Source organism: Rhizobium sp. AG855, from assembly GCF_003610655.1.
Taxonomy (GTDB): domain Bacteria; phylum Pseudomonadota; class Alphaproteobacteria; order Rhizobiales; family Rhizobiaceae; genus Allorhizobium; species Allorhizobium wuzhouense.
On sequence record NZ_RAQG01000003.1, the window covers coordinates 2,406,264 to 2,420,401 of the forward strand.

Sequence of the window (14,138 nt, forward strand, 5' to 3'; positions counted from 1 at the left end):
AGAGAGGACGCGGGCCGGCAATCTGCGGCCCGCTTTTTTACCTCAGCTGCGGTTGTCCCGACGCGCCTGGCCGTCCTTGACGAATTGCGAGACGCGGCCAACCTCCATCGGGTTGACGAGGTCGGGACCGCGCTCGTTGGGAACCGACCGCATGCCCTTCTTCGCGCGGCGCGAGGTCGGGCGCACGGGGCGCTTTGCGGCGCGACGCAGGGAGAGCGCCTTTTCGGCATTGTCCCTGAGCTCGGCGCGGGCCGACAGGCGCTTGCGGCGGGCGACCTCGGCATTGACCCGCTGCAGGGCGGCGGAGAGGGCTGCGAATTTTTCGCGGCTGCCGGCATTGTCGGCGGCGGGCCTGGCGCCCGACGGGGCGACCTTGCCGCGCATTTCGCGGCGCTGGCGGCTGGCGATGTCGCGCGCCCGGTCACGGCGGTTGCGCAGATTGCGCTGCAAGGCCGTGAGCTCGGTGTCGGGGCAATCCGCCAGTTGCGGATGGCGTGAGGCCTCCACCAGTTCCTTTTCCTCCGCGTCGAGAAGGCGCAATTCCAGTCGGCGTGCCTGGGCCATGTCTGTCTCCCTTGTAAGTTTCAGTCGTTCATACAAGGGGTTAACCCCCGCTCGTCCGGCGGTGTTCCGAAAAGGCGGGGATCTGGAAGCTGACAAAGGTGTGAGCTCGATGTGAAAGGTCGGGGGATGCCCTGCCCTTTCGGCGCTGCATCAGACCTTTACGTATTTGCGCCAGTCGTGCTCTTCCTTGAAGCCGAGGACCTCGCGAATCTTGGCATTGGAAAGCGGTGCTGCAAAGCCATCGAGATCACCCGTGATCGGCGTGTTCGGGGCGTATTTCGCCAGGAACTCGCGGGTCGGAATGGTGGCCGTGATCGTGTCGTTGACGGCGTTGAAGACCTGGAAGCCGAGGCCATCCTTCTTGACGCAGAGATCGACGATCTGGCCGAGATCGCGGGCGTCGATATAAGACCAGGCATTGCGCTTGCGGCATGGCGGATCGGCAAGATAACCGGGGAAAGCGGCGTAATCTTCCGGCGAGATCACGTTGCCGATGCGCAGCGCATAGACGTCGATGCCGTAGCGCATGGCAAAGGCGCGCGCCGTCTTTTCGTTGACGACCTTGGACAGGCCGTAACTGTCCATCGGGTCGGTGTCGTAGTCTTCGGTGAGGGGGAACTGGTGATAGTCCTTATTCCCTTCGGCGAAGCAGACGCCATAGGTGGTTTCCGACGAGGCGATGATCACCTTCCTGATGCCGAGTTTCGCGGCGGCCTCGATGACATTGTAGGTCGAGATCGTGTTGGCGGCGAAGGTGGCGTTGTCGGGCTTCATCAGGATGCGGGGGACGGCGGCGAAATGCACGACCGCATCGACCTTCTTCGGGCCGCCGCCTTCCTCGTAACCGTCATAGCTGAAATGGCAGGAGAGCGCGTTGAACACCTCGCCGGGATCGGTGACGTCGGTCAGGAGCGTGTGCACGCCGGGATGATCGAGCACGGTCTGGTCGACGTTCAGCACCTTGTGGCCCTGCCCCAAGAGATAGGGCACGACATGGCGCCCCGCCTTGCCGCTGCCGCCGGTGAACACGATGCGCTTGCCCATGGGTTTCCTCCTCGAAATTGGGTTGTCGGATGACCAGATAGCGCGGTGGCGGGCAAAGCGTAAGGGGGGAAGATGCGCCGCGACGGCGCCAAAGGAACCCAAGTCATGTCACCCGTGTTTCTCCCGGCACACCGAACCGAGGAGAGACGCCTTGAAACTCGACGATTTTGCAGACAGAGAGCCCGGCTTCGTCCTGGAAGCGTTCTTTTCCGGGACATTGCGGGGATGGGGCGTGACGATCGGACGGCTCGGCGGTTTCCAGAACCGCTTCACCATCGATGCGCGCGGCCGCTTCGACGCGTCTGCCCAGGTGCTGTCACTGACGGAGGATTATTTCTTCGATGACGGCCACTCTGACACGCTGACCTGGACGATCCTGAAGCGCGGCGCCAACCGCTACGAAGGGCGCGAAACGCTGATCGACGGCGTGGCCGAGGGCGAGCAGGCGGGCTCGGCCTTCCGCTGGCAGTATGCGCGGGACGTGCCGCAGGCCGATGGCTCGAAGACCCGCTTCGGCTTCGACGACTGGTTCATCCTGCATGACGAGAAGCATATGAGCGTGCATGCCTCGCTGACCAAACTCGGCGTGGAGGTGGCCACGCTGGAGGCGTTTTACGAGCGGGTGGGGTGAAGGGGGGGGGCGTCGTTCTACGGGTTAGCTTCGGAATCGTTCCGCATGAACAGCGCTTACCCTGCGCTCTCTCCGCAGCCATGGAGAGGGGGGAGCCAAACGGTTGCCGTCTCGGACGTCTCCCCCCTTGCGGGAGTCAATGGCGAGGGATTGCATCAGGGCTGACCTTGCGCAACTATGGCGCGAAACAACCTCACATCCAAAGCCACACTTGGAAAAGATAGCACTAGGTGCTATATTTGCGATGGTCTACCGTCTCTTCAAGACGACCTGGTTCATGCGGGCGGCCCGAAAGGAAGGCATTTCGGATCGCGCTCTGCGCGAGGCTGTGAAGCAGGTCGTGCTTGGGCAAGGCGATGACCTGGGTGGCGGCGTTTACAAGAAACGCCTGAATGGCAATCGTCATCGGGCCATTCTGATTGCAAAAGCCGATCGCTTCTGGGTGTTTACCTATCTCTATGCCAAGCAGGACAGAGCGAACATCGATGATGACGAATTGCGGGCCTTCCGCGCATTGGCCGCGCTCTACAGGCGAAAAACAGAGCGAGACATCGAGGTCGAATTGGCGAGCGGCGCATTGACGGAGATTCACGATGACGCATGACACACAGTTCAAATCCGACGCCTTCGAGGCGATCCACAGTGCGGTCGCCGACATGGTTCGGGCGGGCACGGTCGACAAGCAGACCGTGCGGTATTTCGACGAAACCTGTCTTTCCACCCCGCAGCCCATGTCGCCCGCCGCCATCAAGGCGCTGCGGGAAAGCCACCAGATGAGCCAGCCCGTTTTCGCCCGCCATCTCAACACCAGCACATCAACCGTGCAGAAATGGGAGACCGGGGCGAAGCGTCCCAGCGGACCGGCCTTGAAGCTGCTGGCGGTGGTGGAGAAGCATGGGATCGGGGTTTTGGGGTGAGGATGGCGGGCAGGCAAAGGTCAACCTGATCGGTCGCGCCGGACAGCCTGAACTGGTTTACAGCGTCGCGGTCACTCCCGGTCCCCCTTCACCCGCCCCCAAACTTCCCTCACCCCCGAATCAGTGATACCCGTTCGACCTCATCATCCGCGCGGCGCAGCCGCCCGTTCTGAAGGTCCTGCCACCCTTGTTTCGTGTTCCCCTCCTCGTCGCGATCGCGCTTGTCACTGCCTTTGGCGGGGCGATCCTGTCGGCGCAGTCGATGCTTTCGGCGTCGGTCGGGTTCGGGGCGATCGAGGTGTCCGGGTGGCGGGCGTTTCCCGCCGCGCAGACCGTCGATGCCGACCCTTACGCCAAGGCGCATCGGGCGAAAGCCGGCCGGTTGCTCTATGGCTCGGCGGAGGGCCTGCAGTTCACGGCGCTGCGCGATTCCAAGGGGCTTTCGCTGACCGGAACCTGTTCCTACCGGCTTTACGGCCGAACGCCGGTGGCGCGGCTGTGGACGCTTTATGCGGCCGACAGCTCCGGTGTGCCGCTGGTTGCCGGGCCGGACCTGCCAGTCGCGAAGAATTCGCAGCGGATCCTGCGCCAGCGCGACGGAACCTTCGAGATCGCCATTTCCCGCACCGCCAAGGCCGGCAACTGGCTGGCTTTGCCCGATACGGGCGGGTTCCAGCTGGTGCTGACGCTGCTCGATACGCCGGCTGCCGCCTCCACTGGCCTCTCGGGGCTGGAAATGCCCGTGGTCGAGCAGACGGGATGCGGCCAATGAGACAGTTTCTCTACGCCCTCGTCACCGGGATTTTCGGCGCGGTTCTCCTGCATATCATCATCATTCTCGGCGTGCCGCATTTCACCGGCCAGGACGCCTATACGCGGGTGACGCAGGAGGGGCCGCCCTTCGTCTTCCATGCGCTCGGCAGCCGGCCCGACAAAACGGGGCTGGCCGGTCTCGACCCCTTCCTCAAGGTGGCGGTCTGCCATTTCGACATCACCCGCCAGCCGCTGTCGCTGGTGGCGGCCGGTGACGGCGTCGATTTCTGGTCGGTCGGCATCTTCGACCAGGACGGCAACGAGGTCTATTCGATGAATGACCGCACCTCCGTTGCCGGCGATCTCGACATGCTGGTGGCAACGCCGGTGCAGGTGGCGCAATTGCGCAAGACGCCGATTGCAGCGCTGGCCGAGACCATTCTCGTCGAACATCGGGGCACCGCAGGTTATGTGGTGCTGAGGGCGCTGGCAGCGCAGGAGAGCGCCTGGCCGGAGGCGCAGGCTTTCCTCAAGGATGCCGAGTGCCTGCCCTTTACCGGGCGCTGAGCGGCGGCCGCATTCCCGGTCTCCGTGAACATCTCACGCGGCGGGAAGACGACATCAGGCCCCGTCAGTTGATCGGGCCGTCGACCAGCACGCTGCCGAGGCGGATGACCATCTTGCGATCGAAGAGATGCGGACGGGCAAACATCCAGTGCAGGGCCTCCTTGGAGGTCCAGGGACGCTTGTAGGGACGGATCGACGTCAGCGCCTCGAAGACATCGCAGACGGTGCTCAGCCGCACCGGCAGGTTGAGCGCTTCCTGCTTGAGCCCCAGCGGATAGCCCGATCCATCCAGCGCCTCGTGGTGCAGGCGACAGATATCGAGCACCATCGGCGGAATGCCGGGATAGGTTTTCAGCAACTGGTAGCCGACCTCCGGATGGCTGCGGATCACCTCGCGCTCCGCACGGGTCAGTTCGCCCGGCTTGGTCAGGATCTCGTTGGGGATCAGCAGCTTGCCGATATCGTGCAGCATGCCCGCGACGCCGAGCACGCCGACCATTTCCTCATCGACATTGAGCGCATTGCCCAGAAGGGTCATCATGCCGCTGACGGCCAGCGAATGCACATAGGTGGTTTCATCCTTGCTTTTCAGCCGGGTGACTTCGAGCGCGATGACAGCGCTGTCCTTCCAGGTTCGCGCATTGCTGTCGGCGACAGCCGAGAGATCATCCAGATCGAGAGCGCCACCGGCGACCATATCGGTCAGCCGCGTCTTCAGCGCCTGGCGGGACTGGTCGAGATCGTTGCGCACCTTCTGGATCTCGGCGGCCTGTGCGTCCGCAGCCGAATTCGGGGCTGTACGGCGCCGGGACGGGCGCGCCTCAGGCATGCGGCCCTCGGCATCCAGACCCAGCGCGACATTGATCAGCACGTCGCTTGCCGAACTCTTGGCAATGGCGGCCAGATCACGGTCGCTGGTCAGAATGAAGCGGCGCTTGGCGAACTCCCCGCTCGGGCAGGCGACGCTTTCGATGAACATGCCCTTGCGGATGCGGTCCTTGGTCAGCTTGACGAGCATGGATAGAAACGGCGCTCCGCGGTATCCCACCTTTCTGCCGCGAGACGCAGAGAGGCTTCAGTTTCGATTATCATTATATTTTACGAGAATTATTGAAGGCAGGTAAATATTCTAAAATACAAACAGGACCTGTCGATCCGGCACAATTCTTCTGTCCGGAATGGGCCTGGGGGCGGCACCATGGCGCGCCGGGCACCCGTCCAGTCGCAAGGACCCGGACGGTTTGGCAGGGTCGAGCTGCAGGGCAGAGCCAAACTGGGAGGCTCGCTCAGCCCCGTTTCAAAAGGGTCTGAGGTCGGTGCCTTGCGGCGTGGGCAATGCCGGGAGGGTGGGCAGTTCGACGCGCGGCCAGATGGCCTGGGTGTCCAGCCGTTCGTGGCGGATGCCGGTGAAGAAGAGGATTTCGGCCTTGGTGCCGCCGGTCTCGGCCTTCAGCGGTGCGCGGGCGCGCCGCGCCGCATCCTGCCGGTCCTTGATCCTGATGATGTCTGCCATGCTCGTCTCCTTTTCATCAAAAAAGATCGAGAGGGATGAAGAGAGGATCTCACCCTGCCCCGCTTTCGAGCGGGCCGGCACATTCCGGGTCATGTCGCCTGGTTTTCGCCACGGCCCGGGGTCATCTGCGCCTTTCTCCGACGCCTGTCCCGTTCGCGGATCCGCCCGCGAAACCGGGCCACGCATATGCCTAATATCTTATACTTGTAACGAATCGCCACGCTTTAGCCATCCGTTCGGCCACAAGAAGCCATAGGTTAGTTAACAGCTTGCTAACAAATTCGTTCTAAAGTGACACGCATCTGTATTGCGTTGGAGTGCTTTAGTCGTGAGCGAACAGTTCAGGGAGCTTGAAAGGCCGGCCGGCGCGCGGAACAAGGATGTCGTTCTGATGGCCACCGTCACGAGTTTCCAGGCGCTCTCCTATCCCGGCAAATCCGAACTCCGACAATTTGCCGAGCTCTTCCAGCCGCTCTATGCGAATTCCTCGCCGGAAGCGCGGCGGGATGCTGTGGCGGCCCTGTCGCAAAGCCCCAATCTGCCGCTTGCGGTGGCGGCCTTCATTGCCAGCCAGCCGATCGCGATTGCCGCGACGTTCCTCGCCTCCTCCCCGGCACTGTCCGACGACATGCTGATCATGATCGCCCGCACGCAAGGGGCCGACCATGCGCGCGCCATCGTCAAGCGCGAGAAGCTTTCGCCAACGGTGATCGATGCGCTTGTCGGCCTGCGCCACGCGCTTCCGCCGCGACCGGAACGGCCGGCCCAGACGGAACGCGTCGTACCGCAGCTTTCATCGACCGCATCGAACTTCGAGCGGATCATGCTGGACCTGACGATGACGGACCTGCCGGGTGCGGCCAATGTCGACGCCGAGGCGGTGGCGGCCGAGGCCGATGCCGCGGCAGCGGCGAGAACGTCGCGCGAAGAGGCGCTGCGCCAGACCATCAAGCGGCTCGCCTATCAGCAGACGCCGGCCGCCGATGACCGGCTCGGCCGGCGGCAGATCGGGGCGGTGCAGACCGCTCTCCTCGTTCGGTTTGCCCGGGCACGCGACGGCGGGGCCTTTGCGACGACGCTCTCGGACCTGCTCAGCTCCAGCCGATGGCTGGCCGAACGCATTCTGCTCGACATTTCCGGGCGGCAGCTGGCGACGACGCTTGCCGGTGTCGCCATGGCCGACGCCGACAGCGTCTTCATCCTCGAACACATCTATCCGCATCTCGCGCGCAACGAGGCGGGCGAAAGCCGGGCCGAAAGCCTCATCGCCTCGATCGATCCGGATGCCGCAGAGGCCCGCATCGACAGCTGGCTGCGGGCAGACCGGTATACGTTCGGCGACATGGATGGGCCGGCGACGGAGCGCGAGGCCGAGGGCCTGGCAAAAACGGCGCGGGTGGCGGGGTCGCGCAAGCCTGTCGGCGACGAGCATGCCCGGCAGGTGCTGAGGGCCCGCAAGCGGTAGGCTGTGGGGCAGCAGGATTAGGCAGTAGCCATTAGGCAGTAGGCAGTAGAGGCAGTCGGCGGTCGGCCGCAGGCTCAGGGGCCTTGCCGCGTGGTGGGGGTGGATTACCCCATCCCTGACCTTTGGTCCGACCCTGCCCTTCAAAGGGAGGGCGAAGGGGCCGCCAATTCCAGATAATCCCCGATCCGTTCCACCTCGATCTCCACCAGCCATAGATCGCTGTCGAATTTGGCCTCGCGCGCGATCAGCGCCTCGACGGCCTCCGCCTCGACACGCGCCAGCCTTGCCTCGAACAGCCGGTCGTCCCGGTCCTCGGCCTGGATGAAGGCCTGGGGTGCCGGGCCATACAGCGTTTCCAGACCGTCGCGAAAGCGCTGGAGCACAAAGATGGCACCGGCGGCATCCGAGCCTTTGATCACAACCGCCGCATAACCGCCGTCGTTGAAGACGCGGCGGGTGAGAGCGGAGACGAAGATATCGGAGCGGATGCGCATCGGGGCGTTGTAGGGGATGCGGGGTGGGAGGGGAAGGGCTTGGGTGAGGGTTCTACTGCGAGTAGTGCTCACAGGTCAGCATGCCGGACGCCAGTAGCCTACTGCCCGGCGCCATGATCGGCAGGAATGCCGCCATAAGGCTTTACGTCGATACTCTCCGCTCTCTGGCGCATCGCGGCGATGTCATAGCTGTTCTGCATGCGCATCAGCGTATCCATGGAGACACCGAAGGCCTTTTCCAGACGCAGCGCCATCTCGGGCGAGAGACTGGCCCGTTGGTTGAGCAATGCCGAGAGGGCAGCCCGTGTCACGCCAAGGGCTGCCGCTGCGCCGGTGACGGAGAGGTCGAGGGGCTCAATGATCTCGTGGCGGATGAAATCGCCCGGGTGGACCGGCGACTTCATGCGGTATCCGGCGTCGATGTTCATGCCCAAAACTCCTGGAGCATATCCGGCGAAAACCATCCCGCGTTCAATGCTCTATCTCTTTGTTTTCTCACAATTCCGGACGCAAAACCGCTGCGCAATTTTGCTGAAATCGCTCTAGTGAAAGTCCTCATAGTCAAGATCGACGATCTCGATTGCGTCTCTGTCGATGCGAAAGGTCAATCGCCAGTTCTTGGTGACGAACAGGCTCCAGGTGCCTTTGCGGTCTCCGGTCAGCCGATGCGCCTTCCAACTCGGGACCGACTGCAACTCCTCTTCACGCTGCATGTCCTGCAGAAAGGACAGCATACGGCGCAGTTTCGGAACAACAGCCGGTTGTAGGCCGGACGCATCATCCGCCTCGATCAAACGTCGCAATCCCCTGTGCAACACCGACCTGATCTTCATGCCAAAAGATAGGCGAGAGGCTGCATAGCGTCAAGTGACGCTTTACACCTTCACGGCCAGCCTCAACCCGCCCCAGTGCCGCCCCCCGACAGTGATCGGGGCGGAGATGTCCTTCATCAGGACGAACTGGCCGCCGCCCATGTCGCGGCGGTAGGTCTGGACGAGGAAGGGGGCTTGCGAGCGGCCGGCGGCGAGGCCGACGCGATCGTTGAAGATGCGGCGGTTGCGGCAGTTGGCGGTGTTCCAGACGGTGTCGCCGGGGCGCTGGGCCTGGGCGAATTTCTTGTTGTGGGTCGGCAGATAGCCGTTGTCGTCGATCGCGGCGCAGAAGCCGATGCGGTCGGAGAGCTGGGTCACCGGCTCCTGGATCGCCGGCAGGACCTGGTCGGTGAAGTCGGTAAAGGCGGTCAGCATCTGCACCGGGTCGGTGCCTGGGATCGGGCGATAATTGCGGTCGAAGAGATCGGCCATGCGGATGCGGCCCGTATCCACGGCGCGCTGGAAGGTCTCGGAGATCTGGGCTGCGACCGTAACGGCGGTGTCGATCCAGCGGCTGTCGGAAGTCTCGATGCCGGCGCTGGCGGTGAGCTGGATCAGCGTTTCCGAGAGGGCGACGACCTTGTCAATGCGGCCGGCCGTCTGTTGCAGATGCTGGTCGGACTGGCGGACTTCGCCGGCCATGGTGTCGAGCGTGGCGACGAATTCCGAACATTGACGGTCGACGCGGTCGGTGGTGGCCGAGATCGTCGAGGAGCCGTCGAGGATGCGGGTGATGACGCCTTCCATGGCGCCGAAGGAGGCGTTCATCGCCTGGGAGGTTTCGCGCACGTCGCGGGCGCTGTCGGTGGCGCCACGACCGGCTTCGGTCAGCCTTATGATCTTCTGGCGGATTTCGTTCAGCGTCTGCTGGATGGCGCCGGTCGCCTGGGAGGTCTGGAGCGCGAGTGCCCGCACTTCGGCTGCGACGACGGCAAACCCCTTGCCGGCCTCGCCGGCGCGGGCCGCCTCGATCGCGGCGTTCAGCGCCAGGAGATTGGTCTGGCGGGCGATGGTGCCGATCTCCTCGGCGACCTTGTCGACTTCCGCGAGCGAGCGGGAGAAGCTGCCGATCTCGGTGCCGATTTCCTCTGACGCCTCGACCATGGTGTCGATCTTGCCAACGGCCCCTTGGAGGCGCGTCGCGCTGTCGGAGAGCATGCGGCGGGCCTCGCCGGCGGTCTCGTCGGTCGCGCGCAGGGAGGCTGCGACATCGCGATTGGTTTCGGCAATCGAAAGGGCGGTGCGGGTGATCTGGTCGAAGGTGCCGGCATGGCGCTTGGACACGGCGGCGACATCCTGGATGGCACCGGCGATATCGACGAGATCGACGCCGAGGGTCGAGGCTTCGTTTGCCAGCCGCTCGACGATGCCGCGCAGCCTGGCCGCATCGGCGTTTGCATCCGGGCGCTGGTCAGCCGCGGCTTCGGGCGCAGGGGCATCCCCCTCCCCGGCCAGGGGGTCTCGATCCACGGCAAAATCGGTCGCTGCAGACATCGCGGCACTCATGGACAGGCCCTCCTCCAATCGAAGGAGTATGCCGGCCTTATGCTTAACGAGTTCTTGCCGTCGACAACCTTACATTTCACTTAGACGAAAGGCTTAAGGCCGCGCGCATTAGAGAGCGCCGATGGACCTCAGCTTCTTGAGCACGGCGGCGCTGGGTTCGCCGGTCTCGGGCAGCTGGTAATGGCGCTCGAAGCGGCGGATGGCGGCACGGGTCTGTTCGCCCGGAACGCCGTCGATGGTCACGTCCTTGTAGGCCATGTTGGACAGGCCACGCTGGATTTCCATGACGAGGCCGGGATCGAAGCTCGCCTGCTGCACAGGCGTCGGCTGATCGATGGCAGGTTTCACGTCCTGCGGCGGCAGAGTGGCCGGCGCCGAGACCTTGCCGGGGGCGGTCACCGGGCGGCGCGGCGCCGTGACGAAGCGGGTTTCCGCGCTGCGGATCGCGGCGGCGACGGGATCCTCGGCCGGGCCGGAGATCTCCGGCGCCGGACGCTGGGCGGGCACAGCGGCGGTGACGTTGCGGTCGAGCGCGAGAGCGGCGATCAGTTCGGGGCTGACAAGGCCATCCGCGGGCATGCCGACGGTCTTCTGGAAGACGGCAATGGCCGTTTCCGTGCGCGGGCCGACGACTCCATCGGGTTCACCCTGGTAGAGGCCACGGCGCAGAAGCTCGGCCTGGACCTGGCGGATCAGGGCGGCGGTTTCACTGGCGGCGGCCGGCAGCTGGGCGGCCGGTAGGCCCGCCTTGGGCGCGCCCGGCGGCGGGGCATTCGTCGCCACCGGCCGGGGCGATGCGGATGCGTCAGCGGGCGCAGCAGCAGCGTCGGCCTCGGCCGCGCCCTCCCCTTCCCGCTCGATCTTGAAGGTGGTGACGGTATCGGGATCGTGAGCCTTCAGAAGCGGGCTCTTCGGCATGCCGGCCAGGGCAGTGAAATCGGAGGCATCACGGGTGCGCAGGAAGGGCGACGGATGCTGGCCGGGCTGGTACCACAGGGCATTGGCGGCAACCGTTCCGAAGATCAGCGAAAACAGCGTGACACCGGACACCGAACGCGGATAGCGCCCGGCCAGCCGCGCGAGCGCGGTGCCGCAGCCAAGAAGCAGCGACAGCGCACGGAGCGCCGGCTTTCTCTTCTCAGGCGATTTTCGCTTCCGCTTGGTCATGCCGCGCTGCTTTCCCGCTTTCCTTGTCTGTCGAAACCGTCTGCGACAGGCGCGGCGGGAATTCGACCATGTTGTCCTCGTCGGCGTTCAGGACGCCGGAGCCATCGGCCGGCAGGGTGATGGTCACGACTGTCCCCTCGCCCTTGCGGCTCTCGATCATAAAGGTGCCGCCGTGCAGCGCAGTCAAGCCCTTGACCAAGGATAGCCCCAGGCCAGAGCCTTCATGATTGCGATTGAGGTCATCCTGGATCTGGGTGAAGGGCCGGCCGAGGAGCGCGATCTTCTCCGGGGCGATGCCGACGCCGGTATCGCTGATCGAGACGACGAAGTCCGAACCGCGCCTTGCTGCATCCAGGGTGACCGCGCCACCGGCATCGGTGAACTTGATGGCATTGCCGATCAGGTTGATGACGATCTGGCGCAGCGCGCGGCTGTCGGCGGTGATTTCGCCGAGACCGCGCGGCAAGCGGCTCGAGAGCTTGACGCCCTTGGCGGTTGCCTGCAGCGAGAGCATGCGCTCGCATTCGATGAGCGTCTCGGCAGCGTCAAAGCTCTCCATCATCAGCTCGTAGCGGCCGGCCTCGATCTTGGACATGTCGAGCATGGTGTTGACGACAGACAGGAGATGGGCGCCCGACTGGCGGATCAGCTGGACATATTCGCGCTGGCGGTCGTTTTCGAGCTTGCCGAAATATTCGCCGGCGAGGATGTCGGAGAAACCGAGAATGGCGTTGAGCGGCGTGCGCATCTCGTGGCTGACGGCGGCGAGGAAACGGCTCTTCAGCTCGTGGGCGGCATGCGCCTCATGCTCCTTGACGCGCACGGCATCGCGCATCTTCATCTCGCCTTCGATATCCAGCATCTGGGCGCGCACGGCAACGAGTTCGCCTGCGGCGTTGCGCATGGCGGTCATGTCGAGGCGGACATTGAGAAACTGGGTCTGATCGAGGCCGAGCACGGGGCGATCAAGCCTGACATCGATGACGACGACATCGGCCCCGAGGCGCAGATCATCCAGCGCGCGGGCAAAGGCGATGCGATCGGAGACATGGACCTGTTCGACGAAGGGGCGCGACAAAGGCTCGCGCAGGAAGGAGAGGAACATGTCGCGGTCGCGCCCCCCCGAGCCACGCACCACGCCGGTGGTGTCGAGCGTCAGGAAGAGGCCGGGGCAATAATCCCAGGGATCAACGGTGTTGTCGGCCTGCGGATCGGCCGCACGGCTGGCGAGGCGGGCGCCGAAACGGGTGCCGGCCACGAGTGCAACCGCCGTGATCAGATAAAGGCTGACGGCGAGCGAGACGCCGATCGGGAGACCGGCAGCCGCGCCGATCAGAGCGGAGAGGCCGGCCGGCAGGAGCAGGAGGCCGGCGAGGAAACCGGCGGTCAGACGGCGCAGAATGCGGAGTTCGGCGGCATCGGCGACCCGCGCACCGGCCTCGCTGGACAAGACGTGCGTCAGCGCAGCGTCCATCGCCATCGTCCAAGCATCCGACATTTTACGCAATACAACCACGCCAGAAATCCGCGATGGGTTCATCTCATTTCACCGGCCGACCATAGGCCGGACGCGCTTAAGGAATAGATAAGGCTAAGCCCCGGAATGCCGTCGCAGGGGCCGATCCGACCCGAAACGAGACAGGTGTGCCATGCTTTCAAATTTATGGTTAACGGAGCGTAATTGCTGAAATCATTCTACTTTTCGCAACACCGTTAAGACTTGCGGCGCGGCGTGCCGTCGAAAAGCGGTGGATTGTCGAGGCTCTGCCACAGTTATGCTTAACGGCGAAGGCTAAACTTTGACGGGAAAGGGCAAACAACCGGCGATCGTTCGAATTTTAATCAAATTCGCCTCGAAAGCCCGCGGTTTTCGAAAAGCGATTTTCGCGAATCAAACCTAGGGTCGAGATCACGAGTTCGGGACAAACCCGACGCAGTCCGGCAACGACCGGCAACAGGGATATCGGTGACACCATGTGGTTTCTGATCAAGGGAACTTTCTATTGTTCGGTGGCGCTCGTGGCGCTGTCTTACCTCGGCAGCCCGCCGCGGGAAGAGGCTGCGGGCGGTCCGACCTTCGAGATCGGCGACGCCTTTGCGGCCGCGACCGACGCCTATGCCTATATGAGCTCGCTCTGCATCGAGAAGCCGGATGTCTGCGAAAAGGGCAAGCAGACCTTCCAGGCGCTTGGCCAGCGGGCCCGCGAAGGGGCGCTTGTCGCCTATCAGCTGCTCGACAAGCAGTTTACCGATGACGGATCGGCCAAACTGGCTGCAGACGTGCCGCTGCCGAAGAAGGGCACTGTCGAGATCGTGAAGCCCGAAGTCGAGGAGGCGGACGCCGCTCCGGCTCTTGCCGCCACGCCGGTCAATGCGGCCCAGGCGGAAGCGATCGTGACCGGAACGGTGGTTCCGAGCGCCCGTCCGAAGAACCTGCCGAAACCCTACACGCCGCCCAAGCCTTGAGCGGAGAGATCCAAGCCGGGTACCTCCGAAGAGACGATCCGGCCTGACTTACGAAGATTTCAGGGGCGCCCGCCGCCCCTTCTCCTTGCATCCCTCCCCGCATTGGTGGGTCCGGGATGCCTGTCTGCCTGTCCCTAAACTGTCACCTATCGGCATATGCCGGGCCGCGAGATTTTGTC

At 64.1% G+C, this 14,138-nt stretch carries 17 protein-coding genes; 7 read left to right on the forward strand and 10 right to left on the reverse strand.

From position 1 onward, the window contains the following. Positions 1-42: 42 nt before the first annotated feature. On the reverse strand, positions 43-564 hold the full coding sequence (locus DFO46_RS11870) for a hypothetical protein (protein WP_120277426.1): 522 nt from the start codon (positions 562-564) through the stop codon (positions 43-45). Positions 565-714: 150 nt separating this feature from the next. After that, positions 715-1,608, reverse strand: a complete 894-nt coding sequence (locus DFO46_RS11875) for an NAD(P)-dependent oxidoreductase (protein ID WP_120277427.1) — start codon at positions 1,606-1,608, stop codon at positions 715-717. Positions 1,609-1,759: 151 nt separating this feature from the next. Between DFO46_RS11875 and DFO46_RS11880 the strand changes: the two genes are divergently transcribed. The 5 genes from DFO46_RS11880 to DFO46_RS11900 all read left to right on the forward strand — a co-directional run bounded on the left by DFO46_RS11880 (position 1,760) and on the right by DFO46_RS11900 (position 4,476). Then, on the forward strand, positions 1,760-2,239 hold the full coding sequence (locus DFO46_RS11880; protein ID WP_183041884.1) for a DUF3833 family protein: 480 nt from the start codon (positions 1,760-1,762) through the stop codon (positions 2,237-2,239). Between the two features lie 244 nt (positions 2,240-2,483). Further along, positions 2,484-2,843 carry a type II toxin-antitoxin system RelE/ParE family toxin gene (locus tag DFO46_RS11885; RefSeq protein WP_120277429.1) on the forward strand — a complete coding sequence of 120 codons (360 nt, stop codon included), beginning with the start codon at positions 2,484-2,486 and terminating at the stop codon, positions 2,841-2,843. Then, positions 2,833-3,156: a DNA-binding transcriptional regulator gene (locus DFO46_RS11890; protein WP_120277430.1), complete on the forward strand. Its 324-nt coding sequence runs from the start codon at positions 2,833-2,835 to the stop codon at positions 3,154-3,156. Before DFO46_RS11885 ends, DFO46_RS11890 begins: the two co-directional genes overlap by 11 nt. 187 nt (positions 3,157-3,343) lie before the next feature. Continuing rightward, entirely contained in the window at positions 3,344-3,928 is a 585-nt protein-coding gene (locus tag DFO46_RS11895) for a DUF1214 domain-containing protein (protein WP_120277431.1), read from the forward strand. Next, the gene (locus DFO46_RS11900) at positions 3,925-4,476 is read left to right on the forward strand and encodes a DUF1254 domain-containing protein (protein WP_120277432.1); all 552 of its coding nucleotides are present in this window, start codon (positions 3,925-3,927) and stop codon (positions 4,474-4,476) included. The genes DFO46_RS11895 and DFO46_RS11900 overlap by 4 nt, the downstream gene beginning before the upstream one ends. 64 nt (positions 4,477-4,540) lie before the next feature. Here the strand turns inward: DFO46_RS11900 and DFO46_RS11905 are convergent, their stop codons facing one another. Both DFO46_RS11905 and DFO46_RS11910 read right to left on the reverse strand, forming a co-directional pair. Further along, positions 4,541-5,494, reverse strand: coding sequence for an HD-GYP domain-containing protein (locus DFO46_RS11905; RefSeq protein WP_120277433.1), 954 nt, complete (start codon positions 5,492-5,494; stop codon positions 4,541-4,543). Between the two features lie 279 nt (positions 5,495-5,773). Then, on the reverse strand, positions 5,774-5,989 hold the full coding sequence (locus DFO46_RS11910; protein ID WP_147412760.1) for a hypothetical protein: 216 nt from the start codon (positions 5,987-5,989) through the stop codon (positions 5,774-5,776). 391 nt (positions 5,990-6,380) lie between these two features. On the opposite strand from DFO46_RS11910, the gene DFO46_RS11915 reads away from it, so the two are divergent. After that, a complete protein-coding gene (locus DFO46_RS11915; RefSeq protein WP_120278235.1) occupies positions 6,381-7,454 on the forward strand; it encodes a DUF2336 domain-containing protein in 1,074 nt (357 codons plus the stop codon). 140 nt (positions 7,455-7,594) lie between these two features. Here the strand turns inward: DFO46_RS11915 and DFO46_RS11920 are convergent, their stop codons facing one another. The 6 genes from DFO46_RS11920 to DFO46_RS11945 all read right to left on the reverse strand — a co-directional run bounded on the left by DFO46_RS11920 (position 7,595) and on the right by DFO46_RS11945 (position 12,973). Then, positions 7,595-7,948 (reverse strand): DUF1491 family protein, encoded by a 354-nt coding sequence (locus tag DFO46_RS11920; RefSeq protein ID WP_120277435.1) that lies wholly within the window; start codon positions 7,946-7,948, stop codon positions 7,595-7,597. A 98-nt stretch (positions 7,949-8,046) separates the two neighbouring features. Further along, on the reverse strand, positions 8,047-8,376 hold the full coding sequence (locus tag DFO46_RS11925) for a HigA family addiction module antitoxin (protein WP_120277436.1): 330 nt from the start codon (positions 8,374-8,376) through the stop codon (positions 8,047-8,049). Positions 8,377-8,490: 114 nt separating this feature from the next. After that, a complete protein-coding gene (locus DFO46_RS11930; protein WP_120277437.1) occupies positions 8,491-8,781 on the reverse strand; it encodes a type II toxin-antitoxin system RelE/ParE family toxin in 291 nt (96 codons plus the stop codon). Positions 8,782-8,823: 42 nt separating this feature from the next. Then, complete coding sequence (locus DFO46_RS11935; protein ID WP_245422559.1) at positions 8,824-10,326, reverse strand: methyl-accepting chemotaxis protein; 1,503 nt, start codon at positions 10,324-10,326, stop codon at positions 8,824-8,826. 108 nt (positions 10,327-10,434) lie between these two features. Then, positions 10,435-11,493 (reverse strand): peptidoglycan-binding domain-containing protein, encoded by a 1,059-nt coding sequence (locus DFO46_RS11940; RefSeq protein WP_120277438.1) that lies wholly within the window; start codon positions 11,491-11,493, stop codon positions 10,435-10,437. After that, entirely contained in the window at positions 11,465-12,973 is a 1,509-nt protein-coding gene (locus DFO46_RS11945; protein WP_245422560.1) for a HAMP domain-containing sensor histidine kinase, read from the reverse strand. Before DFO46_RS11945 ends, DFO46_RS11940 begins: the two co-directional genes overlap by 29 nt. Before the next feature lie 494 nt (positions 12,974-13,467). On the opposite strand from DFO46_RS11945, the gene DFO46_RS11950 reads away from it, so the two are divergent. Next, complete coding sequence (locus tag DFO46_RS11950; protein ID WP_110789399.1) at positions 13,468-13,959, forward strand: DUF5330 domain-containing protein; 492 nt, start codon at positions 13,468-13,470, stop codon at positions 13,957-13,959. Positions 13,960-14,138 lie beyond the last annotated feature (179 nt).

Bases quoted from the DNA above. Each gene is read 5' to 3' on its own strand.
- DFO46_RS11905 (WP_120277433.1), bottom strand. From the start codon at position 5,494: ATGCTCGTCAAGCTGACCAAGGACCGCATCCGCAAGGGCATGTTCATC.
- DFO46_RS11875 (WP_120277427.1), bottom strand. From the start codon at position 1,608: ATGGGCAAGCGCATCGTGTTCACCGGCGGCAGCGGCAAGGCGGGGCGC.
- DFO46_RS11915 (WP_120278235.1), top strand. From the start codon at position 6,381: ATGGCCACCGTCACGAGTTTCCAGGCGCTCTCCTATCCCGGCAAATCC.
- DFO46_RS11870 (WP_120277426.1), bottom strand. From the start codon at position 564: ATGGCCCAGGCACGCCGACTGGAATTGCGCCTTCTCGACGCGGAGGAA.
- DFO46_RS11930 (WP_120277437.1), bottom strand. From the start codon at position 8,781: ATGAAGATCAGGTCGGTGTTGCACAGGGGATTGCGACGTTTGATCGAG.
- DFO46_RS11900 (WP_120277432.1), top strand. From the start codon at position 3,925: ATGAGACAGTTTCTCTACGCCCTCGTCACCGGGATTTTCGGCGCGGTT.
- DFO46_RS11950 (WP_110789399.1), top strand. From the start codon at position 13,468: ATGTGGTTTCTGATCAAGGGAACTTTCTATTGTTCGGTGGCGCTCGTG.
- DFO46_RS11920 (WP_120277435.1), bottom strand. From the start codon at position 7,948: ATGCGCATCCGCTCCGATATCTTCGTCTCCGCTCTCACCCGCCGCGTC.
- DFO46_RS11945 (WP_245422560.1), bottom strand. From the start codon at position 12,973: ATGGCGATGGACGCTGCGCTGACGCACGTCTTGTCCAGCGAGGCCGGT.
- DFO46_RS11935 (WP_245422559.1), bottom strand. From the start codon at position 10,326: ATGAGTGCCGCGATGTCTGCAGCGACCGATTTTGCCGTGGATCGAGAC.
- DFO46_RS11940 (WP_120277438.1), bottom strand. From the start codon at position 11,493: ATGACCAAGCGGAAGCGAAAATCGCCTGAGAAGAGAAAGCCGGCGCTC.
- DFO46_RS11910 (WP_147412760.1), bottom strand. From the start codon at position 5,989: ATGGCAGACATCATCAGGATCAAGGACCGGCAGGATGCGGCGCGGCGC.
- DFO46_RS11925 (WP_120277436.1), bottom strand. From the start codon at position 8,376: ATGAACATCGACGCCGGATACCGCATGAAGTCGCCGGTCCACCCGGGC.
- DFO46_RS11890 (WP_120277430.1), top strand. From the start codon at position 2,833: ATGACGCATGACACACAGTTCAAATCCGACGCCTTCGAGGCGATCCAC.
- DFO46_RS11885 (WP_120277429.1), top strand. From the start codon at position 2,484: ATGGTCTACCGTCTCTTCAAGACGACCTGGTTCATGCGGGCGGCCCGA.